Below are 21799 nucleotides of genomic sequence, written 5' to 3'. Positions count from 1 at the left end.
GACTTGATGATGCCCAACTGCCAGAATCACTCGGCCCGATTGAAGAGAGTGCCTGTCTGTTTTTAGTAAATAGTGCGTTTGTTTCGGTATTAGGCCGATGGCGTTTTCCTGCAAATACGTGAATGTGATGAATGGGGGCAATGTTTCAATCAATTGCTGATAAAACCATTTCTGATACAGCCCGTATAATGCGCGAGAACAATGACCGTCAGGATCCAACTTGTCAATTTCTGATACCAGTGAGGGCTGATTTTTTTTAGCAAAATTCCTACCGTCTTTTTTTGCCCATTCGTAAAGACTGGGACCGGGGTTGATCGGGCCACCAGTTTCTAGCGTTTCGTCAGTAAAAAGGGTGACTTGACTGGTCACAGAATTGAGTAGCAAACTTTGCGGTTGATTCGTTTGCCAAATAGCGCCTCCAGGGGGATAGGGATCAATCAATGTGAGAGATAGGGACTGCTGATTGATACTTGCTTGAGCAATCAACCTTTCACATAGTGACAGTCCTCGTGGTCCAGCACCGATGATTGCGATGTTCATTTTCATTCCTCCTTCGCAAACTGGAGAATCTTTTTTGATCGATGACTTATTTTCTTTCACTTTAGAGAAAATTTTGAGGAACTGCAACTATTGCGACTGATTTTAGAAAAACCATTCAAGTAATGGCTTAAAATATGAGGAAATAAGAAGAAAGAGGATTGCTCTGTGATAGGAATAAAATTGCTGGAAAGAAGAAACTTCGATACAATGAATAAGAGAAGAATTTGGATGTGCATGATTAAAGGACAAGTAAAGTGGATTCTTTTCATAAAAAAGCGAAAAGAGGGATACAATGTTTGTGGAACACATTGCTATTTGGGTTCGTGATCTAGAAAAAATGGCCGAATTTTATGAAACGTATTTTGGTGCCCAACGGTCTGAAAAATATCACAACACCAAGACTGGGTTTCAATCTTATTTTTTGCGTTTTGATTCTGGCAGTCGTATCGAATTAACGACAAAGCAGCACCTTCACCCTGGTGGAACAGATACACTGGGTTACACGCACTTAGCGATGGCTCTGAAAAGCCAAGCGGAAGTGGATGCTTATGCCCAACGTTTTGTCTCAGATGGCTTTCCTCTGCTGAGCGGTCCCCGCACAACAGGGGATGGTTATTATGAAGCGGTGATCCAAGATCCTGAAGGGAATTTGATCGAAATTACTGATGCGTAAACAAAAAACGAACGGTGATCCCCTGATTTGGCGTAACTTTTCGCCTGAAAAAAGGAGAGATCTACTCGTTCGTTTTTTTGGCGCAACTCCCAATGCCCAACGGAAAGGTTTAGCAAGATAGATCGTAGGGGGTATTGCGGAAAAGCAGCCAGTGCATACCCAAGATCATGGCTTGGTCGAAGTCGTGAACAAAGGTATATACAGGATGATTCGGCTGTTTGGTAATAAAAGGGTCGTGAGTGATAGCCGCTAGCAAGTCTTCTTCTATTGCTGCTGTACTGGCAAAAACAAAGCGATCAGGAGCAAAAGCAGCATTATAAAAAGGCACTAAAGCAGATAAGCGGGCCACCAATTCTTGAGTACTTTTTGGAGCACCTTTGTCGATAAAGCCTGGTAAGTATTTTGCTTCTCCAGCAAGCGCATTTTGGCCTTCTAACAGAGAAGCATTGAAGATCAACGTGATCCCTGGCATGCTGTTTTCGGGATTATAAATACCTACGATGTTTTCCGAGAGAGAAATCTGCTTGGCGATACAGTGGCCAACGGTCAGCAAATGGGCATCATTTTGATAAAAGCAAGGAATAGGCGTAATCTCCTTGAATAACTGGTCAAGATCCCATCCATCAAACTTTTCATACCAGCTGGAAGTCACGACACCCTCACTGATTTTTCCTGGCAACAGCACAGCGATCTGTTCGACATCAGCGAAAGCTTCGATAGATTGTCGGACAAGATTCTGAAAGGCTGTCGGTGTGATCTCGGAAAAAGCTTGGTGCTGCGCAGCTAAGATCGTTCCTTTCAAATCGATGTGGTAGCTTCTCAACTCCAATTGACGATTTACTTCTATCAAAGCGAGCAACAATGATTTTGAGTACTTATAGTTAAAGCAATATTCGATAGCTGGGCGCCCAATCTCTCTTTGAACGAGCTTGCCTTTCGTTACCATTCCCTCTGAAACAAGATCTTTTAATAAAGAATTGATCGTCACCATGCTGATGCCGGTCTCTTTTACCAGATCGGATGCAAAAGAGGTCCCTTTTTGAAACAATTCTTTTAAGACGACTTGAATATTCTGGTGGCGAATCAAGTTTTTATTGGCAGACATGTTATTGCCTCCTTTAGTGAACCTAGTTTATTAAGTATAGCGATGAAGCGCAGCAATGTAAAGAAAGTTCCTAAAGCGATTGACGGTTTTCAGTTAAATAAGTATATTTAATTAAGGTAGTTAAATAAATAGAGCGGCAGCGACGCGGCGAAGGATGTGGAATGAGATGATCAAACTGATCATTACAGATTTAGATGGAACATTTTTAAATAGCCAGGGGGCCTTTGATCAAACCTATTTTGACAAAGTCAGCCAGATGATGGAACAAAGAGGGATAGCCTTTGCCGCTTGTACTGGCAAGCAGTGCGAGCGCGTAGAAGAACTGTTTGGGGATCAAGCAGCGAAAATCTGGATATTAGGGGATAGTGCCACACGAATCAAACATCAAGGAGGCTATGTGTTTGAATCCTTACTCCCAAATGCATTGGGGCAGCGTTTGATCCAACGATTAGAAAAAATAGCAGATGACCATGTGATCATTGCTTGTACCCCAACAGCCGCTTATATCAAGGAAACGACAACGGAAGAAAATGCAGCCCGGGTTCGAGGTTCTTATCGTGTTGTCAAAACGGTCACCAGTTATAGTGAGATCCAAGAAGACTTCGTGAAAGTGACGGTATATGATCCTAAGTTACGTTGTTTCGATAGCGTCAAGCAGCTGTCTTCTTTTGCAGCAGATGCCTACATCGTTGCTTCAGAAGCTGCGTGGATCGATATCACTAATCAAGGTGTCCATAAAGGGACAACAGTAGCCCAATTACAAAATTTGCTGGCAGTGAGTCCCCAAGAAACGATGGTCTTTGGGGATGGATTGAATGACAGCGAATTAATGGCCGCTGGCACCTACAGCTTTGCAATGAAAAATGCTTTTGAGGAAATCAAGGAAGCTGCAGCTTTTGTGACCCGCTCCAATGATGAAAATGGTGTACTGCGAACCATTGAACTGATTTTGGCGTTACAGGAATCTAAGCATTGATCTAATCGATTTAGGCTATCGGTTCATTGATTGATAGCTGCAAAAGAGCAACCAGCAAAAAAAGGTCTGCAACATAAGTTCTTCAACAAACTGACTATCTGAAGGTTGTTGTAATTGTCCGGCGGTCAGCAGGGTATCTCCATAAGTGGGAAATACCTCGCGCAATTCAATTACTGTCATTCAGATAGTTTAGTTTGGTTGATCCTTATGTCGCAACCTTTTTTTCTTTCGGTATTGCTCGTTCTTTAAAAAAGGTACCTACCGATTTTCATTATGGTCTTCATTCGACTCTTGACTATGCGACAGACTATAAGGATAAGCTTCCGCTGACCAAGTCTTACTGCGGGGAACGATGCCTAGAGTATAGCGGATCGTCGAACCAGCGATCAGTTCATCATGAGTAAAGAACAACCGAGAGTGATGTTTACCATTTAGAGTCACATTGTCGATAAATTGCTGCTGCGGCTGATTTGGCGTGCTGTGGATTTTAAGTTCTTTTCCATTCGACAAAAAGAGTGTCGCTTCGTCAAGCAAAGGCATCCCCAAAACGTATTCGCCGGTACCAGGAGTGACAGGATAGAAACCTAATGCGTTAAAAACATACCAACCGGACATGCTGCCATTGTCCTCATCTCCAGGATACCCTTTTGGAGAATCATCGAAACATTGGGTCAGCAATTGTTTAATCAATGGTTGTGCCATTTCTGGTTTGCCAAGGTAACTAAAGAGATAAGGATAGTGGAAACTAGGCTGATTCGAGATAGCTAACTGACCAAAATCCAAAGCCGCCATTTCACTCATTTCATGAATCTCAAAACCGTAGCCCTCGGTAGTATAATGGGGAGCTTGATTGCACAAATCCACCAGTTTTTGTTCAAAGGATTGTTTGCCGCCATGAGCTGCGATCAGGCCAGCAAAATCATGGAACACAGCAAAGCTACTTTGCCACGCACTCCCTTCTGCATAATCACGACCCCAACGATAGGAATCAAAATCCGTCCGAAAATCACCGGCTTTGTCTTTTGCTCGCATAAAGCCTGTTTCTGAATCAAAGATCGCTAAATAGTTTTTTGCTTGCTGCTGATAGTAGCTTGCTTCAGGGTCAGCCAGAGAACTTGCCACTTGGGCAATGCAAAAATCACTGTAACAATAATCAAGGGTATGATTGACAGATTCATGGTACTCACTAGGAACATAGCCGTATTTCAAGTAATCGGCAGTTCCTTGCCGGCCATAATTTGGATTTGGACTCTGAATGGAGGCTGCTTTCTTCATAGCTGTTAAGAACTCTGGCATCAAGTCAGGTCGAATTCCTTTGACGCAGGCATCAGCGATCACAGCATCGATCAATGTACCTGGCATCAGCCCTCGCTCATCAGGTGATAACCATTTTGGCAAGAATCCGCTTTCTTTAAAGCTGTTCAAAAATCCTTCCAACATATCTTCTAGCTGCTCGACCGCAATCAGAGAAAAGAGTGGGTAGACTGTTTTGTAAGTATCCCAGAAACCATTGTTTGTATAAAGCGGTCCTGGTTTGATGGTCTTGGCAAGTGTATCGTAATGGATTTTTTGACCAGATTGATCTCGTTCATAAAAAGTCTGTGGGAATAAAAACAACCGATAAAAATTATGATAAAAAGTTGAAACTTGTTTTGGATCGTGGTGCTTGATATCTATTCGATTCAAGTAATTTTCCCATGATTGCTGCGCATTAGACAAGTAGTCAGCTGTTGTTTGATCCAACTCACGGCTGAGATTCAGAAAGGCTTGCTGAGAACTTAAAAAGGATGTCCCAAAACGGATCGTTTGCTGATTTTTTTCTTCAAAACGAATCACCACAAAGCCATTTTCTCCTGATAATTCCCCTTCAATCGCATGAACAGCTGTTTCAAAACGCAAGATGAAGTGAAAAGCAAAGTCATTGTCTTCACAGCCAGAGTAATTGATGACCTGTCCTTTGACGGTCTGTTCGTCGACTTGCTGCAACTGATAGCGCCCAGGCAAAGAGATTCCTAAGCCAGGATCAGTCACTGCACCATCTAGAGCCAGAATGCCTCCGTACATGCTTGGGATCAATGTTGTAGTGAGTTGGTAGCGTTGGCTTTTCACTTGTAAACAAGCTGGATTGAAGACACTTTCTTCTGGACGATAGGAACTTTGGGCATGAAATAGTGTATTTTCTGATAACTTCCCATTAATAGGCAAAAAAGTAAGGTGACTAAAATCGCCCATCCAAGGGCTTGGCTGATGGGTCAGTCGAAATCCTTGAAACGTACGGTCTTCAGGATGGAACCACCAACTTCCACGTTGGTCGCTTGTTTGAGGGGCAAAATAGTTCATGCCAAACGGAACCCCTGTATAAGGGAGACAGTTGCCGTGAGAAAAGCTGTATTGATTATCTGTCCCATGCCTCGTATCGATCATTGTTACTTTCATTTTGTTTGCTCCTTTATGTCATTGTTTTTGGTCAATTGTTGAATCTCTGACAACTAAAGTGACTGCGACTTTCTGATTCGCTGTTGCAGACTCATCTTCTTTGGCGAGCGTAGATAAGTCGGCAGCAGTTGACTGAATCAACTGTACTAATTTTGTACCAGCCAAACGACCCAACTCGGCAAAATTTTGTTTTACAGTGCTGAGAGGTGGATCCACCAATGCAGCCGCTTGAATGTCATCGAAGCCGATCACAGCAAACTCTTTTGGAACCTGAACCCCAACTTGTTTCAATTGGCGCATCAATTCGATGGCGACAAGATCATTCTCGCAGACAGCCCCAGTCAACTGATTCTCTTGAATATAACTAACAGCTGATGACAAAAGTGCCTGAGGATCATCAAGTTTTGTTCGAAAAGACGACTGTTGCTTTTTTAATTGATCCACATAGCCTAGATAACGTTGGCGGACAGACTGTGGATGGTGACGTTCACCAAAAATATAGCCAATGCGTTGATGACCTTGTGCCAAAAGATGTTCAGTCGCTAACTGTCCTCCTTCAAAGTTGTCTGCCAAAACAGCTGGGAATGAGAACTCATGCAGTGCTTTATCAAGTGTGACGACAGGGAACCCTTGTGAAGCCAGTTCGAAAAGCAGATCATAATTTGAATTCGTGTTGTTAGCGTAGTAGATCATTCCGTCAAATTCTTCTGTCAAAGCTTCGGCCGTGGTTTGCTCTAGATAATCAACAGGTGTCAGCATCAATTCGAATCCCTGTTCCTGCATGACTGGATAGATGCCTTCCGTAAAATTGCCAAGGGAAAGGTCATTCGCGAAGGGTAAAATAAACAGCACTTTCCCCTTTGATTGAGGTTGGATCGGTCTACGAACAAAACTGCCACTTCCTTGAATACGATAGATCAGCTGATTTTGTTCCAATTCAGTTAAGGCTCGCTTGGAGGTGATGCGACTCACTTGGTATTTCTCTGACAATTCCTTTTCAGTAGGGACACGGCTTTCCGGAGCTAACTCACCGCTTTGAATCTGCTCATACAATTCGTGATAAATTTTTTTGTATAATGGTTCTTTCATGAGTTGATCTCCTTTTTTTGATATATCATATTCACAGGATAGCATATTCGTTCAAAATTGAAAATAGAGTTTTGTCAAATTGCACTAGACAATGCTGAGTAACATCGTTATACTGAATTCGTAAAATGATATATCAAATTTAGGACGGTGACCAAATGGCTTATCAAGAAATACCAAATTCAGTTGCAAACTTTATGCAGGAAATAACCGAACGTTGCGGAAGTGAACATGCGGATTGGGCAAAAAACTTCAATGCTGCTTTTGCTAACACATTGTTGACAACGGTCAAACGCCATGAAGATGGCACAACATTTCTACTGACAGGGGACATTCCGGCGATGTGGTTGCGAGACTCAACCGCGCAGGTACGGCCTTATTTAGTAATTGCCAAGGAAGATGAAGAGCTGGCAGCGATGATCAGCGGATTAGTCAAGAAGCAATTTTTTTATATCAATATCGACCCTTATGCCAATGCCTTTAATGAAGCAGCAAATGGCGCCGGGCATCAAAGCGATTTGACAGAGATGAATGATTGGATCTGGGAACGAAAATATGAGATCGATTCTTTGTGTTATCCCATTCAATTGGCGTACCTGTTGTATAAGAATACTGGCAGAACAGATCAGTTTAATGACGATTTTGTGAGCGGTATCAAAAAAGCCCTTCATGTTTTTGCCACGGAACAAAATCATCAAGAATCTCCTTATCGCTTTGAGAGAGAAACATGGCGTAAAGAAGATACCTTGATCAATGACGGGAAAGGAGCGCCTGTCGTACCAACTGGTATGACCTGGTCGGGATTTCGTCCCAGTGACGATGCATGTGCTTATGGTTATCTGGTTCCTTCGAATATGTTTGCTGTAGTGGTTTTAGGCTACATTGTTGAGATTTTTAGTTCTATCTTGAATGAACCAGCGATTGTTACTCAAGCAAAACAGCTCCAATCAGAGATCCAAGCAGGGATCGATGCGTTTGGCAAAACCACCAATCAAGCGGGTCAAACGATCTATGCCTATGAAGTCGATGGTCAAGGCAATGCCACTGTGATGGATGATAGCAACGTACCGAATTTGATTGCCGCCCCTTATTTAGGTTACGGATCAGATCAAGATGAAACCTATTTAGCCACACGCAAAACGTTGCTCAGTTCCGAAAATCCTTACTTCTATGAAGGAAAATATGCGAAGGGGATCGGAAGCTCTCATACACCAGAAAACTATGTGTGGCCGATCGCGATGGCAATGGAAGGCATGACGACACCAGATAAGGCGGAGAAAGAGCGAATCCTCAATCAATTAGTTGCAACCGATGCTGGCACCCATTTGATGCATGAAGGATTCGATGTGGATGATCCGACGAAATATACCCGGGAATGGTTCTCATGGGCCAATATGATGTTTTGTGAGCTTGTCATGGATTACTTTGATATTCGAGTAGAAAAATAAGCATCTCCGGCAAAAACGAGAGGAGTTAAACAATGAAAAAACAAATTTATATCGTATCTCATAGTCATTGGGATCGTGAGTGGTATATGCCTTATGAGCAACACCATATGCGCTTGATTGAATTGATGGATGACCTATTGGAATTGTTTGAGAAAGATCCTGAGTTCCACAGTTTTCATTTAGATGGTCAGACCATTATCCTAGATGATTATTTGGAAGTTCGTCCGGAAAAGCGGGCAGCGGTCAAACGAGCAATCGATCAAGGAAAATTACAAATTGGTCCCTTTTATATTCTTCAAGATGACTTTTTGATTAGTTCAGAGTCCAATACCCGCAACATGTTGATTGGGATGGCTGAAAGCAAAAAATGGGGAACACCCGTCATGCTGGGCTATTTCCCGGATACATTCGGGAATATGGGCCAAACGCCGCAAATGATGAAGCAAGCCAACTTACACAGTGCAGCTTTTGGTCGAGGAGTTAAGCCAATCGGGTTTGATAACGAAGTTTTACCGGATGATCAGTTTACCTCCCAATACTCAGAAATGAGTTGGCGAGGTCCAGATGGCAGTGAGATCTTTGGTCTACTTTTTGCCAACTGGTATTCCAATGGCAATGAGATTCCGGTTGATCGGGAAGAAGCACACCAGTTTTGGACTCAAAAATTGCAAGATGTTGAGAAATTTGGTTCGACAAATCATTACTTGATGATGAATGGGGTGGATCATCAGCCTGTCCAAAAAAATATCAGTGAAGCGATCCGCTTAGCGAATGAATTGTTCCCTGATTATGAATTCAAGCATGCTGGGTTCACAGAGTACCTTGCAGCAGTTCAAGCGGATTTGCCAGCAGACCTTGGGACCGTGAGCGGCGAATTGACAAGTCAAGAGACAGACGGCTGGTATACGCTAGCCAACACGGCCTCCTCGCGGGTTTATTTGAAACAATGGAATACGCGCGTCTCACGTCAATTGGAAAATGTGGCTGAACCATTAGCAACGATGGCGTATGAGGTAACGAAGAAGTATCCCCACGATGTGCTGGACCACGCTTGGAAGCTATTGATGCAAAATCATCCTCATGACAGTATTTGTGGCTGTTCGGTGGACGAAGTGCATCGGGAGATGATGCCGCGGTTTGAAAAAGCCAATGAAATCGGCAAATATGTCGCTGATGAAGCAGTAGCACAGTTGCTAAATGCCATCGATACTTCCGCTTTTCCAAAAGAAAGCCGACCATTTGTAGTTTTTAATACCTCAGGGACGACACGTTCGGGCATCGTTGAAGTGGAAGTAGAACTGAGCCGGAAAACATTCCGAGAAGGGCTTCCTAGCCGGTTATATCAAGAGTTGCAGCAACAGCCTAAAGGTTCTTACCAAATCATTGATTCTGAAGGAAAGATCTTACCGGCAAAAATCAGCGAAGAAGAAGTGCTTTTTGACTATGAATTACCGAAAGACGCTTTTCGGATTCCTTTTATGAAGCGTTTTGTCAATGTACAAGTCCAAGTGGATCAAATGCCGGAATTTTCATGGCAGACCTTTGCACTGATTGAGGCTGACAAGCCACAAGTAGCATCTACGACAGAAAAAATCGTTTCAGCAGATGGTCGTGTTTTAGAAAACGCGTTTGTCCAAGCAACGATCACTTCAAACGGCAGTCTGACCATCAAAGAAAAAGCAACCGGGAAAGAATTGACGGATTTATTGGTTTTTGAAGATGTTGGCGATATCGGCAATGAGTATATTTTCAAACAACCTGAAGGGGACCGCGCCATTTACTCAACAGCTTTTCCTCATCAAATTGAGGTCATCGCAAATTCTGCTCTTTATGGCGTCGTTAAAGTAACGCAGATGATGCAAATTCCAGTATCGGCTGATGAGCAATTACTTGAAGAACAAAAAGCAGTCGTCGATTTCCGTTTCCGTAAAGCACAAAGGGCGCAACAAACAGTGCCATTTACCTTGGAAACAGAAATTCGCTTGGACTGCAACAGTAAACGAATCAGTTTTAAAACGACAGTGAACAACCAAAGCAAAGACCACCGGTTACGGGCGCTTTTCCCTACGGGTATCCATACGGATCAACATGAAGCTGATAGTATCTATGAAGCAGTTAGAAGGCCGAATAAAGTCTCTAGTCATTGGCAAAATCCGACAAATCCGCAGCATCAACACGCATTTGTTAATTTACATGAGGAAGATTTCGGCGTCACAGTTTCCAATACTGGTTTGAATGAATACGAGATCGTAGAAGACAAAATTTGTTTGACATTGTTACGATGCACAGGAGAACTTGGCGATTGGGGCTATTTCCCAACACCAGAAGCGCAATGTATCGGTAAGCATACATTTGAGTACGGGATTGAGTTGCATGCTCAAGCCAACGAACGCTACGAAACCTATCGACAAGCACAAGCAGCTCAAGTGCCTTGGATCGCCCGGCAAACAGCCATCCACTCAGGTCTATTAGAAAAACAGTCACAATTCGTGGAAGCCAATGGCGCTACAGTGGCGATCACGGCTCTTAAACGTCGTCGCCAAGATGACTTGCTCGTTCTAAGAGGGTACAATCTTGCCGATACAGCAACACCTTTTGTCGCGAAGAAAGAAAAGACAGATCGTTGCCTGCTTAATTTGTTGGAAGAAGAACAGCCTCAATCAGTCGGAGAAACACTGGCTGCTTATGAAATTCGCACAATCGGTTTGAAGGAGTGAAAAAGATGTTTTATGGTGCAATTGAAGCCGGTGGAACAAAAATGAATTGTGCGGTCGCTGATGAACGATCTATCATTGATGAGTGCTCACTACCTACGACGACACCAGAGGAAACGATGGCTGCTATTTTTGCTTTTTTTGATAAGTACACCTTAGCCACCATGGGGGTAGGATCATTTGGTCCGATTGGGATCGATCCTCAACAAGAAACGTATGGCAAAATCTTAGCAACACCCAAAAAAGGCTGGCAGCAGTTTGATTTTTTAGGGACTTTGAAAAAACGGTATCCCGCCACTCGTTTTGTCTGGACGACAGATGTCAATGCTGCGGCTTTTGGGGAACTGAAACAAGGTGCAGCACAAGGAATGCGCAGCTGCGTGTATCTAACTATTGGCACTGGTATTGGAGCTGGAATCGTAATCAATGAGGAAATCTTCCAAGGCGCAGGTCATCCGGAAGTTGGGCATACTTTTGTGAAACGGCATCCGCAGGACGATTATGTCGGCACCTGTCCCTATCACAAAGATTGTCTGGAAGGGTTAGCAGCTGGTCCCTCACTGGAAGCACGGACAGGTATCAAAGGACAACATTTGCCAAAAGATCATGAGATTTGGGATTTACAAGCCTTTTATATTGGGCAAGCACTTGTGAATATCACTTTGACAGTTGCCCCTGATCGAATTGTATTAGGAGGCGGAGTGATGAACCAACCGCATCTTTTGACGAAAATCCACGATCAGTTTACTGAGCAAATGGCTGGTTACATGGAAACACCGACAGTCACAGAATACATTGTTGCTTGGGGGCTGCCGAACAAAAGCGGCATTATTGGCAGTCTGTTATTAGGAAAAGAAGCCCAATAAAAAAAAGAAAAACAAGCAGCAATACGTGCTGCTTGTTTTTTTGTGAAGAAAAATCGTCTTTTGATCGATGGGGAAAATCATACAAAAGATAATAGAAAAGACAAAATCTTTAATTTGTTTCTTTTTACCTTTAGTTTGTTCCTTAATTATTCACAATGAAAGCGTTATTCTTATAGCAGAAGGAGTTGATCAAATGTGAAGAAAAAGGGATTTTGGAAAAATGTGTGGCAATTTAAAGCACTTATCTTAATGGCACTTCCCGGTGTCATTTGGTTCATCTTTTTTTTCTATATTCCAGTATTTGTCAATGTCGTTGCATTCAAAGATTTTCGTCTTTCACCAGACGGATTTTTTGCCAGTCTGCAACAGAGCCCGTGGGTCGGGTTTGATAATTTCAAATTTTTATTTGCATCAAATGATGCTTGGCTGATCACTAGAAATACATTGCTTTACAATATCGTGTTTCTAGCATTCAATCTATTTTTTGCCATCGCCTTTGCGATCGTGATGAGTGAATTGCGGAACAAGCGATTGGTCAAAGTGTATCATACCATGTCATTGCTGCCTTATTTTCTTTCATGGGTAGTTATTTCCTATTTTGTCTATGCCTTTTTGAGCCCTGACAAGGGAATTATCAATCAATGGATCACCAACATGGGTGGTGAAGGAATCAACTGGTATGCCGATCCAAAATGGTGGCCATTTATCTTTGTGTTCATGAACGTCTGGAAGAGCTTGGGCTACAACAGTATCATTTATTACGCATCGGTGATGGGTATCGATCAAACCTATTATGAAGCAGCGATGGTGGACGGGGCCAATAAATGGCAGCAAATCAAAAACGTGACACTGCCGCAATTATTGCCGATGATCTCTGTCTTATTGATTTTGAATATTGGCGGGATCTTCCGGGCCGACTTTGGTCTATTCTACCAAGTTCCTCGCAACTCAGGTGCATTGTATCAAGTTTCTTCCGTTTTAGATACCTACATCTATAACGGCTTGACGGCCACAGGTGACTTTGGCATGACTGCTGCCGCCGGACTTTATCAATCCGTAGTGGGTATGTGCTTGCTCTTAGCTGCCAACTTAGTGGTACGTAAATTAGAACCAGATTCAGCATTATTCTAAGGAGGATGGACGAATGAAAAAGAAAGTAGCAAAGGTCGAAGTCCGTTCCTTTAATCCAACGGTCAACCTGATTTTCAATATTGTTTTGGCGCTATTTGCCTTTTCTTGTGTCTTACCATTTTTATTTGTAATTGCAATTTCTCTGACGAGTGAAACCTCGCTAGCTGAGAATGGCTACCGCTTTTGGCCCGGTGAATTTTCTTTTGCTGCCTATAGCTATCTCTTTAGTGGCGCCATGAGCAGTAAGATTTTTCAAGCATTTGGGATCTCCGTCTTTATCACCGTCTTCGGGACAGTCATCAATGCAACGATGACTTCATTGTATGCCTATGTGATTTCTCGTTCCAATTTCCCATTTCGGCGATTCTTTACGCTCTTTGCATTGGTAACGATGCTTTTTGCCCCAGGAATGGTAGCCAATTACCTAGTAATGGTTAATTTGATTCAATTAAAAGATACGATTTGGGCATTGATTTTACCGATTGCATTAGGTCCTTTCAATATTTTAGTGATGCGGACTTTCTTCAAGAAGACTGTGCCAGACAGTATTATTGAGTCAGCTCGGATCGATGGTGCCAGCGAAATAAAGATTTTCATCTCGATCGTCTTACCATTAGCGGTTCCAGGAATCGCTACGATCAGTTTATTTGCGGCACTTGGTTACTGGAATGATTGGTTCAATGCATTGTTATACATTCAAAAGGATTCACTAGTGCCGTTACAAGCACTATTGATGCGGATTCAGTCGAACTTGGATTATTTAGCTAAAAGTACCGGTATGGCTGCTCAAGTTCAAGGTGGATTGGCCGCATTGCCAAACGAGACTGCTCGGATGGCAATCGTTGTAGTAGCAACATTACCAATTGCCATTACTTACCCATTTTTCCAACGATATTTCGTGGGTGGCTTGACAATTGGCGGTGTCAAAGAATAATAAGGATATAGGAGGAAAACAAATGAAATCGTGGAAAAAAACAATGTTTGCAGGATTCGCTTCAGCAATGCTGTTGAGCTTAGCTGCTTGCGGGTCAAACGGGGAGTCGTCGGATTCTGATTCTAATAGTGCGGATGGCGTAACGACTTTGTTGATGTATCAAGTCGGGGACAAACCAGAGAACTTTGATCAATTGATGGAGATCGCCAACAAACGGATCGAGGAAAAAATCAATGCACGGATCGACCTACAGTACATCGGCTGGGGCGATTGGGATCAAAAAATGAGTACGATCATTTCTTCTGGCGAGAACTATGATATCTCTTTTGCATCTAATTTTGTGGCAAATGCCCAAAAAGGAGCATATGCGGATCTGACCGACCTCGCACCAAAATATGCTAAGGAAGCTTATGATCAATTAGATGAAGCATATATCAAAGGCAACACCATCGATGGCAAGCTGTATGCCTTTCCTGTTAATGGAAACGTGTATGCGCAACAAGTATTGACATTCAACAAACAATATCTCGATAAATACGACATTGATATCAGCAATATCAATTCTTATGCTGATGCAGAAGATGCCTTGAAAAAATTCCATGAGAAGGAACCGAATATTGCCAGCTTCGCAATTGGTCAAACCTTCAACATTTCAGGGAACTATGACTATGTCATGGGGAAAGACTATCCATTTGCGGTCAAACTTGACGGAGACACTACAAAAATCATCAACCCATATGAAGATGACGAACAAATGGCAAACTTGAAATTGATGCACAAATGGTATAAAGAAGGATTGATCCCAACAGATGCCGCAACCAATACCACTGGCTATCCATTAGAAGGAAATACTTGGTTTATGCGTGAAGAAACCCAAGGACCAATGGATTACGGCGATACAATTTTGAACAATGCTGCCGGTCACGAATTGATTTCTCGTCCGCTTACCAAACAATTGAAATCAACAGGGCAAGCCCAAATGGCGAACTTTGTGGTGGCAAATGTTTCTAAAAACAAAGAAAAAGCTGTCGAATTCCTTGGTTTGTTAAACAGCGACCCTGAATTGTTGAATGGACTTGTCTGGGGTGTTGAAGGAGAAGCATGGGAAAAAGTGGAAGGGCAAGATAACAAAATCAAATTGTTGGATGGCTACAAACCAAACACTCACATGGCGGCATGGAATACTGGGAACAATATGATCTTGTATACGCAAGAATCGATCACTGATGAAATGATCAAAGAACGTGACGAAAACATTGCTAAAGCCGAAGAATCACCAATTTTAGGTTTCAACTTTAAAACAGATAGTGTGAAGACTGAAATCACCAACATCGCCAATGTGATGAATCGTTACAAAGCAAGTCTAGCAACAGGGACCATTGATCCAGAAGAAAATGTGCCAAAACTAGTGGAAGAATTGAAAACAGCTGGTTGGGACAAAGTTCGTGATGAAATGCAAAAACAATTCGACGAATACCGTGAATCTGGAAAATAATTAGTTAAAATAAGCGGAGCAACTGCGCGTAGGAGCAGATGAGGAGTAGCCGATGAATGATTTCGTCACTCCTCATTTGTTGTACATAATAGAATAAGATAGAATAAGCGGCGATAAGCGACAGAAAAAGTAAAGACTCGCATTTTGAGAAGTGACAAAAAAACGCTATAATAAAACGGGCAAATACCAAGAGGGGATGAGGAAGAATGAAAGAGACAACAAGTGGAGGATTAGTGAAGGCTTTTCGTCTGATTTGGGCGGTCATTAAACTGAATCTTTTCTTCGTATTGTTTACAATGATGGGCGCAGTTTTGTTTGGGGTTGGTCCGGCATTTCAAACCATCAGTGATTTGATCGAAGAAGAGGGCTTATCTTACGAGGACCAAACGTTTAGGAAGGCCTTTCGCTGTTGGAAGCAAAACTTTTGGCGAGCCAACGCCCGTTTTTATTTATTTTTCGGTTTGCTAGCGATCGCAGCGTATAATTTGTATCTTTCCAGTCAGATTCAAGGACTACTGTGGCTGATGATCGACTTTTTGCTAGTAGTAGTAAGTGGTCTCTTGGTTTTACTGTATTTGTATAGTTTATTGTTTGAATCAATTTATGAAACCTCTTTATTGAATACGATCAAACTGGCATTTGTCAGTTTATTTCTAAATTTTGGCACCTTCGCTAAAGTCATTTTTGGTCTCGTAGGTATTTTGGTGTTTACTTGGAGCATGAAAGGATTGTTTTTATTTGGTACCTTCAGTTTGATCTTATTATGGGTCCATTCTGCTTCCCGGAAAGACCGTGCATTGATCGATGGAAAACTGCAATATGAATAAACGAATCTTAGCCCTTTTCAAGCGTGACTTCCTGATCAATCAATTGATGCAGCTTTATAGTGCCTTGTTGATTCTGATTTCGATTTTGATCATGTTAGGGTTGAGTGTCTATACGGGTGTGGATCGGTTTCGGATGAGTAATCGACTCGTCGATGCAACAAGCACGTATTTAGATACGTATATCCAAGAGCGTAATACGATTGTTTCTGAAGTATTAGGAGAATTCACCAGTTCGGATGCCACATTTGAATCATTGCGCAACTATTTACAGTTATCGATCGCCGATTATTTTTCCTATAGTAATGATATGTTTCGACAATCAGGACAAAATATTTATCTGCCGAATATCCTTTACCGTTTGATCAGCAGTCATCCTGACATTGAAGAAATCATCGTTCAATTGGATGAAAGCAAAGAATATTTAGTTGCTACACCAGACAGACCTTACGGAGAGAAACTGCGGGGCGACCAGATCCAATTGAAAAATCGCCTATATTTTGCGCGGTCGATCGCACAACCGAGTAATTTTGCGCAACCAATGGGACAAGTGTTTGTGGTATTTAATGAAGAAAACGTATTAGCTAATCGTAGTGATGAAAATAGAGAACACGGTATCAAAAGTTTCATATACACAAGCAGTGGACAGCGTCTCTATAAAGATGCACCGAATCTGAATCAGGCGATGATCGACAAAATCGATCAAGCAATGGCCAATAATCAAAAAGAGATCGTGCCGAAATTGTCCCATGATTTTTACATAAAAAAACAAGGGAATATCAACGGAGAAATCACGCTGGTTTTACTAGATAAGCAAGTGATTTGGCGGGATGTCCTAAATTATACATTGTTGATTTTTGGTTGCGGTACGCTGATTCTTTTTGTGCTGCTATTGATTTTGCATCGTACGTTCAAGCGTTACACCCAGCAGGTCAAACAGATCGTTCAAGCAACCCAAAAAGTCAGTCACGGAGATTTTAATGAGCGTATTGATACCACGGGGGTTCAACAAGAATTAAAAACAATCGCCGAGGCGATCAATCAAATGACAGGCAGTATCAATGACTACATTGAGGACATCTATACCCTGGAAATCAAGCAGCGGGATGCGGATATGCGGGCATTGCAAGCTCAGATCAATCCTCATTTCTTATACAATACACTCGAATACATTCGGATGTACGCATTGAGCCGCCAGCAGGAAGAATTAGCGGATGTCGTATACGCTTTTTCGGCACTTTTGCGCAACAATACGACACAGGAAAAGATCAAAACATTGGCAGAAGAAGTGACGTTTTGTGAGAAATACGTTTACTTGTATCAAATGAGGTATCCGGATAAAATCGCCTATCACGTAACTATCGAAGAAGATCTGAAACATCTGCTCTTGCCTAAGTTCACTTTGCAACCTTTAGTAGAAAATTATTTTGTGCATGGAATCGACTATCAGCGAAATGATAATGCCATCAGTATCAAAGCCTTCCGACAAAATGGCAAGATTCTTTTGCAAGTACGGGACAACGGAAAAGGAGCAGATCCAGAGCAATTAGCGATGATCCGCCAAGAGCTTGCAGATGACCGAGTCGTCGTACAAACATCCATAGGCATGAAAAATGTTCATGAACGATTAAGGGGGATGTTTGGCGATCATTATCAGATGGAAGTTGAATCTGAAAAAAATCACGGATTCAAGATTTCCATTGCGATCGATGAGGAGATGTTGAATGATGAGTTTATATAAAGCCATGTTTGTGGACGATGAGTACATGATTCTAGAAGGCCTAAAGATGATCATTCCTTGGCAAGAATTAGGCTTTGAAGTCGTTCACACAGCTAAAAGCGCTTCTGAAGCGTTGGAATATTTAGAAACACAAGCCATTGATCTACTGATCACTGATATTCGCATGCCGGAAATGAATGGGATTGATATGATCGCTAAAGCACAGGCAAAAGGCAATACCTTTTTTTCCATCATCTTATCTGGTTACCAAGAATTTGCATTTGTGAAGCAAGGCATGCAGTTAGGAGTCCGAAATTATCTCGTTAAGCCAGTCAACAAGGTCGAACTCTATGAAAGTGTGCAGGCAATTGCGGAGGAACTGGCACATCAGCAACGAATCGATGAACAAAATGACTTGTATCGAGAATCCAGCTTGTTGCTTTGGCTGAATGATGAATTAAATGAAAGTGAGTACCACTTATTATTGGAACAGTCCACACAACCCATCCATCCGCCTTATACGATTCTACAGCTGACAGGGACACCTGAAATCTTAGAAAATGGGTTTCGTTTTTTTGTCGAAAAAGAACAGCCATTGCTACTGCCAGGACGATTGGGAGAGAATCAGTTGCTGATCGTTTTTTATGGTGAACGTCAACGTCTCTGGTGTCTGCTCAAAGAACTGTCAGCGATTCTAGCAGGAAATTGGCAATTGGTGGTCAGTGAAACGATCAATGAATGGGAAAACTTATACAAAGGGTATGAGAAAATCAAGCAAGTCCAATCACTGCAGACCTTTTATCCGGATTTGCTGCTTAATGAACAAATCATTCAAGTCGATATCTTAGACCGCAACGAAGCGCTACCTTTTCTCTCTTTCAATAAAGCATTGACGATCGGGGATACAAAAACCGTTCAAGATGAATTAGACAAAATCTTTTCAAGTCTCGAGGGGATGCAGGCTGACCCTGAGCATGTCCGTTACGTAGCCTTTCTATTATTCAATGATATTTACCGCCAGTTCCCTGTTTTGACTAGAGAAAATTATGATCGCATCATCACTCGGATTCGAGCATCGAATACGATCCAGGTACTGCGGCAACTCTTCAACGAGATTTTGCAGTTGGCCAAAGACCAGCCTCAGCAAAAGCGTTATTCTGAGATTGTTCAAAAAGCGGTTGGCATGATTGAAGAGCACTATACGCAAGAGCTGACGGTTAAATCGGCTGCCGAAGCTCTGCATGTTAGTGTAGTCTATCTGGGACAAGTGTTCAAAAAAGAAACGGAATTAAGCTTTAATCAATACGTCAATTTTATTCGGATCAAAAAAGCTCAGCAGCTTCTGCTGCATACGGGACAAACAATTAATGAGATTGCCGATGCGATCGGATACAATAATACGAATTATTTTTCAAAGATGTTCAAGAAATTGAATGGTCTGACGCCAAAAGAATTTCGAGAGAAGTATGAGCAAAGTTACGAATCACTGGATTGACCGCTTGAAGGGTTTTTTAGACAGATAAAAGAAATAGTAGTAATCTCTGAAACGGCAAGGTACACTAAGAGAGTCTAGAAAACTAAATTGGAAAAGAGAGTGATGTCGTGAAAAAAATTTGGCAAATCTTGTTAGGTACGTGTTTGATTGCGTTAGCAATTTCATTGCTGATCACTGCCCATCAGGGGTATGATACGATCAGTACATTTTTGCTGGGAATCTTGAATTATGTGTCTGTTCCGTTTTGGATCGCCAGTCTATGTTTTAATCTGGTCGTCTTATTGATCGTAGCTATTTTCGATCGCCAGGAGCTTGGAATCGGCAGTTATATCAATGGGATCGGTCTTGGTTTGCTGATTGGGATTTTTGAGCCGGTTATGGATAAGATTTTTGTTCATTTGCCATTCTATTCTTGGTTGGCGATTTTCATCGCCCCCATCTTGTTCGGCGTTGGGGCAGGGATCTATGTCTCTTCAAATCAAGGATCAGCAGCATTAGAAGCACTAACTGCGCTGATTTATAAACGTACAAAGCTGACCCAAAAGACGATCCGGATCGGCTTGGATGCAGCGATGGTCTTGATTGGCTTTGGTTTGGGTGCCAATGTCGGTATCGGTACATTGCTCTGTATCATCTTTATTGGACCAATTTTTGAAGCCACAGTCAAAATGCTGGCAGCACATTCCAACTAATCTGCTGTCTCGGAAAAGCGCAAGTATAATCCTTTTCGGACAACTTATTCAAAATAAAAGAACTGTTGGACAGAATTAGTACAACGACCAAGGATCTTCAGCCAGTAGAGATCTTCAATCGTTGTGTTTCAAAAAAAACGATATTTCCAGATTGCTGAAATCGGCAGGGGAGATTCGTTTTTTTTATGATACTAGCACTTATCACCACTAGCTTTATTGAGATCTGACTTGCAATACCAGTAGGGAGCATTTTTCAACTGATAATACACCAAAAAAGAGAACATACTCTAGCAATTTGAATAGCATTTTCCATGGCGATTGTGAAAGTTCTCTTGCTATACTAAACAAATCTGGAGGAGGTAAAAATGAAAAATTATCAACGAACGATCATTGCTTGCTTTGCTGGGTATATTGTTCAAGCAATCATCAATAACTTTGCACCTTTATTATTTTTGACATTTCAAACACAGTATCAGATTCCGCTAAGTCAAATCACGCTTTTGGTTACATTTAATTTTCTAACGCAGCTGGGTGTGGACTTTGCAGCGATCTTTTTTGTCGATCGGATTGGTTATCGTATCTCGATTGTCGCGGCGCATTTTTTTGCGGCTGTAGGATTGATTGGGTTGGCTGTTTTTCCACTTATCTTTCCGACCCCTTTTACCGGTTTATTGACGGCAGTCTTCCTCTATGCAATTGGTGGCGGACTTCTGGAAGTATTAGTGAGCCCAATCGTCGAAGCTTGTCCAACCCCGAATAAAGAAAAAACCATGAGTATGCTGCATTCGTTTTATTGTTGGGGATATGTTGGGGTCGTCTTAGTCTCAACACTCTTTTTCTTTGTCTTCGGTATTGCTCGTTGGCCATTTCTTACATTGATCTGGGCTATTTTGCCGCTGGTCAATTTGGTTGTTTTTACTCAAGTTCCATTAGCACCAATCGTAGCAGAAGGCGAAGTAGGACTGAAGAATCGTGAACTGTTCTCATTGAAAAGCTTTTGGCTGTTTCTAGTCATGATGGTCTGTGCCGGGGCAAGTGAACAATCAGTTAGTCAATGGGCATCCACTTTTGCAGAGCAAGGACTTGGTGTGTCCAAAACGGTCGGTGATCTTGCGGGTCCAATGTTGTTTGCGATCATGATGGGACTTGCTCGTCTGTATTATGGGAAATTTGGCGAACGTATCGATCTACGGAAATTTATGTTTGCAAGCTTATTGCTATGCTTGGTGGCGTATTTGCTGATCGGGTTATCAAGTGTCCCAATTCTAGGCTTTATCGGTTGTGGATTGAGTGGATTTGCTGTCGGTATATTGTGGCCGGGAATTTTTAGTTTAACGACAAAATACATTCGTAATGGAGGTACAGCAATGTTTGCTTACCTAGCCTTAGCGGGTGATTTAGGTTGTTCATTGGGACCTTCATTGGTCGGTTTGTTGGCAGAAGGCAGCGACAAAGGTTTGCAGCAAGGAATTTTGGGAGCGGGGATCTTTCCTTTGATCTTGTTGCTTGCAGTTTTCTTAGTGAAACGAATGCACCAAAGGCGTACACAAGTTTTGGTTTCAACAGTAAATAAATAAAAGGGATAGCTGTTGAAAAGCAGCTGTTTTTTTGTGGTCCAAACGAATCACTCTAGCCAACAAAGCATCTATCCGCTATACTTTGAT

At 42.1% G+C, this 21799-nt stretch carries 16 protein-coding genes and 1 pseudogene; 13 read left to right on the top strand and 4 right to left on the bottom strand.

The features are described from left to right. Positions 1–21: 21 nt before the first annotated feature. Positions 22–540 (bottom strand): annotated as a pseudogene (locus HED61_RS17020) (FAD/NAD(P)-binding protein); the annotation flags it as partial. 292 nt (positions 541–832) lie between these two features. On the opposite strand from HED61_RS17020, the gene HED61_RS13695 reads away from it, so the two are divergent. After that, a complete protein-coding gene (locus HED61_RS13695) occupies positions 833–1213 on the top strand; it encodes a VOC family protein (protein ID WP_219644925.1) in 381 nt (126 codons plus the stop codon). Between the two features lie 109 nt (positions 1214–1322). On the opposite strand, the gene HED61_RS13690 is transcribed toward HED61_RS13695, so the two are convergent. After that, a complete protein-coding gene (locus HED61_RS13690) occupies positions 1323–2318 on the bottom strand; it encodes an ROK family protein (RefSeq protein WP_003125946.1) in 996 nt (331 codons plus the stop codon). Between the two features lie 166 nt (positions 2319–2484). Here HED61_RS13690 and HED61_RS13685 point away from each other — a divergent pair, with 166 nt between their 5' ends. Further along, positions 2485–3294 carry an HAD-IIB family hydrolase gene (locus tag HED61_RS13685; RefSeq protein ID WP_131732051.1) on the top strand — a complete coding sequence of 270 codons (810 nt, stop codon included), beginning with the start codon at positions 2485–2487 and terminating at the stop codon, positions 3292–3294. A gap of 258 nt (positions 3295–3552) precedes the next feature. Here HED61_RS13685 and HED61_RS13680 read toward each other — a convergent pair whose 3' ends face one another. Together HED61_RS13680 and HED61_RS13675 are read right to left on the bottom strand one after the other, a co-directional pair. Beyond that, positions 3553–5730 (bottom strand): GH92 family glycosyl hydrolase, encoded by a 2178-nt coding sequence (locus tag HED61_RS13680; protein ID WP_195957018.1) that lies wholly within the window; start codon positions 5728–5730, stop codon positions 3553–3555. A gap of 18 nt (positions 5731–5748) precedes the next feature. Then, positions 5749–6819 (bottom strand): GntR family transcriptional regulator, encoded by a 1071-nt coding sequence (locus HED61_RS13675; protein ID WP_103299463.1) that lies wholly within the window; start codon positions 6817–6819, stop codon positions 5749–5751. Positions 6820–6974: 155 nt separating this feature from the next. On the opposite strand from HED61_RS13675, the gene HED61_RS13670 reads away from it, so the two are divergent. The 11 genes from HED61_RS13670 (at position 6975) to HED61_RS13620 (ending at position 21712) form a co-directional block, all read left to right on the top strand. Further along, positions 6975–8264, top strand: a complete 1290-nt coding sequence (locus HED61_RS13670) for a glycoside hydrolase family 125 protein (protein ID WP_081131491.1) — start codon at positions 6975–6977, stop codon at positions 8262–8264. Between the two features lie 32 nt (positions 8265–8296). Next, entirely contained in the window at positions 8297–10981 is a 2685-nt protein-coding gene (locus HED61_RS13665) for an alpha-mannosidase (protein ID WP_219644926.1), read from the top strand. A gap of 5 nt (positions 10982–10986) precedes the next feature. After that, the gene (locus HED61_RS13660; protein ID WP_219644928.1) at positions 10987–11844 is read left to right on the top strand and encodes an ROK family protein; all 858 of its coding nucleotides are present in this window, start codon (positions 10987–10989) and stop codon (positions 11842–11844) included. A 249-nt stretch (positions 11845–12093) separates the two neighbouring features. Further along, complete coding sequence (locus HED61_RS13655) at positions 12094–12975, top strand: ABC transporter permease (protein ID WP_086269301.1); 882 nt, start codon at positions 12094–12096, stop codon at positions 12973–12975. Positions 12976–12988: 13 nt separating this feature from the next. Beyond that, positions 12989–13909, top strand: coding sequence for a carbohydrate ABC transporter permease (locus tag HED61_RS13650; RefSeq protein ID WP_219644930.1), 921 nt, complete (start codon positions 12989–12991; stop codon positions 13907–13909). A gap of 22 nt (positions 13910–13931) precedes the next feature. Then, on the top strand, positions 13932–15404 hold the full coding sequence (locus tag HED61_RS13645; protein WP_003125956.1) for an ABC transporter substrate-binding protein: 1473 nt from the start codon (positions 13932–13934) through the stop codon (positions 15402–15404). A 206-nt stretch (positions 15405–15610) separates the two neighbouring features. Then, the gene (locus HED61_RS13640) at positions 15611–16231 is read left to right on the top strand and encodes a YesL family protein (protein ID WP_003125957.1); all 621 of its coding nucleotides are present in this window, start codon (positions 15611–15613) and stop codon (positions 16229–16231) included. Beyond that, positions 16224–17969: a sensor histidine kinase gene (locus HED61_RS13635; protein ID WP_003125959.1), complete on the top strand. Its 1746-nt coding sequence runs from the start codon at positions 16224–16226 to the stop codon at positions 17967–17969. Before HED61_RS13640 ends, HED61_RS13635 begins: the two co-directional genes overlap by 8 nt. Next, positions 17953–19443: a response regulator transcription factor gene (locus HED61_RS13630; RefSeq protein WP_176333019.1), complete on the top strand. Its 1491-nt coding sequence runs from the start codon at positions 17953–17955 to the stop codon at positions 19441–19443. Before HED61_RS13635 ends, HED61_RS13630 begins: the two co-directional genes overlap by 17 nt. Positions 19444–19550: 107 nt before the next feature. Next, positions 19551–20135, top strand: a complete 585-nt coding sequence (locus HED61_RS13625; protein WP_003125961.1) for a YczE/YyaS/YitT family protein — start codon at positions 19551–19553, stop codon at positions 20133–20135. 365 nt (positions 20136–20500) lie between these two features. Then, on the top strand, positions 20501–21712 hold the full coding sequence (locus HED61_RS13620) for an MFS transporter (RefSeq protein WP_029486566.1): 1212 nt from the start codon (positions 20501–20503) through the stop codon (positions 21710–21712). Positions 21713–21799 lie beyond the last annotated feature (87 nt).

Origin of the sequence: Enterococcus gallinarum (assembly GCF_021496385.1) — a bacterium.
In the GTDB taxonomy this organism is placed as follows: Bacteria; Bacillota; Bacilli; order Lactobacillales; family Enterococcaceae; genus Enterococcus_D; species Enterococcus_D gallinarum.
The sequence above is the reverse complement of the archived record's forward strand: the minus strand, read 5'-3'. Positions and strand labels throughout refer to the sequence as shown.

Coding starts and splice junctions, on each gene's coding strand:
- HED61_RS13660 (WP_219644928.1), top strand. CDS start 10,987: ATGTTTTATGGTGCAATTGAAGCCGGTGGAACAAAAATGAATTGTGCG.
- HED61_RS13675 (WP_103299463.1), bottom strand. CDS start 6,819: ATGAAAGAACCATTATACAAAAAAATTTATCACGAATTGTATGAGCAG.
- HED61_RS13620 (WP_029486566.1), top strand. CDS start 20,501: ATGAAAAATTATCAACGAACGATCATTGCTTGCTTTGCTGGGTATATT.
- HED61_RS13655 (WP_086269301.1), top strand. CDS start 12,094: ATGGCACTTCCCGGTGTCATTTGGTTCATCTTTTTTTTCTATATTCCA.
- HED61_RS13635 (WP_003125959.1), top strand. CDS start 16,224: ATGAATAAACGAATCTTAGCCCTTTTCAAGCGTGACTTCCTGATCAAT.
- HED61_RS13695 (WP_219644925.1), top strand. CDS start 833: ATGTTTGTGGAACACATTGCTATTTGGGTTCGTGATCTAGAAAAAATG.
- HED61_RS13690 (WP_003125946.1), bottom strand. CDS start 2,318: ATGTCTGCCAATAAAAACTTGATTCGCCACCAGAATATTCAAGTCGTC.
- HED61_RS13665 (WP_219644926.1), top strand. CDS start 8,297: ATGAAAAAACAAATTTATATCGTATCTCATAGTCATTGGGATCGTGAG.
- HED61_RS13680 (WP_195957018.1), bottom strand. CDS start 5,730: ATGAAAGTAACAATGATCGATACGAGGCATGGGACAGATAATCAATAC.
- HED61_RS13640 (WP_003125957.1), top strand. CDS start 15,611: ATGAAAGAGACAACAAGTGGAGGATTAGTGAAGGCTTTTCGTCTGATT.
- HED61_RS13650 (WP_219644930.1), top strand. CDS start 12,989: ATGAAAAAGAAAGTAGCAAAGGTCGAAGTCCGTTCCTTTAATCCAACG.
- HED61_RS13630 (WP_176333019.1), top strand. CDS start 17,953: ATGATGAGTTTATATAAAGCCATGTTTGTGGACGATGAGTACATGATT.
- HED61_RS13670 (WP_081131491.1), top strand. CDS start 6,975: ATGGCTTATCAAGAAATACCAAATTCAGTTGCAAACTTTATGCAGGAA.
- HED61_RS13685 (WP_131732051.1), top strand. CDS start 2,485: ATGATCAAACTGATCATTACAGATTTAGATGGAACATTTTTAAATAGC.
- HED61_RS13645 (WP_003125956.1), top strand. CDS start 13,932: ATGAAATCGTGGAAAAAAACAATGTTTGCAGGATTCGCTTCAGCAATG.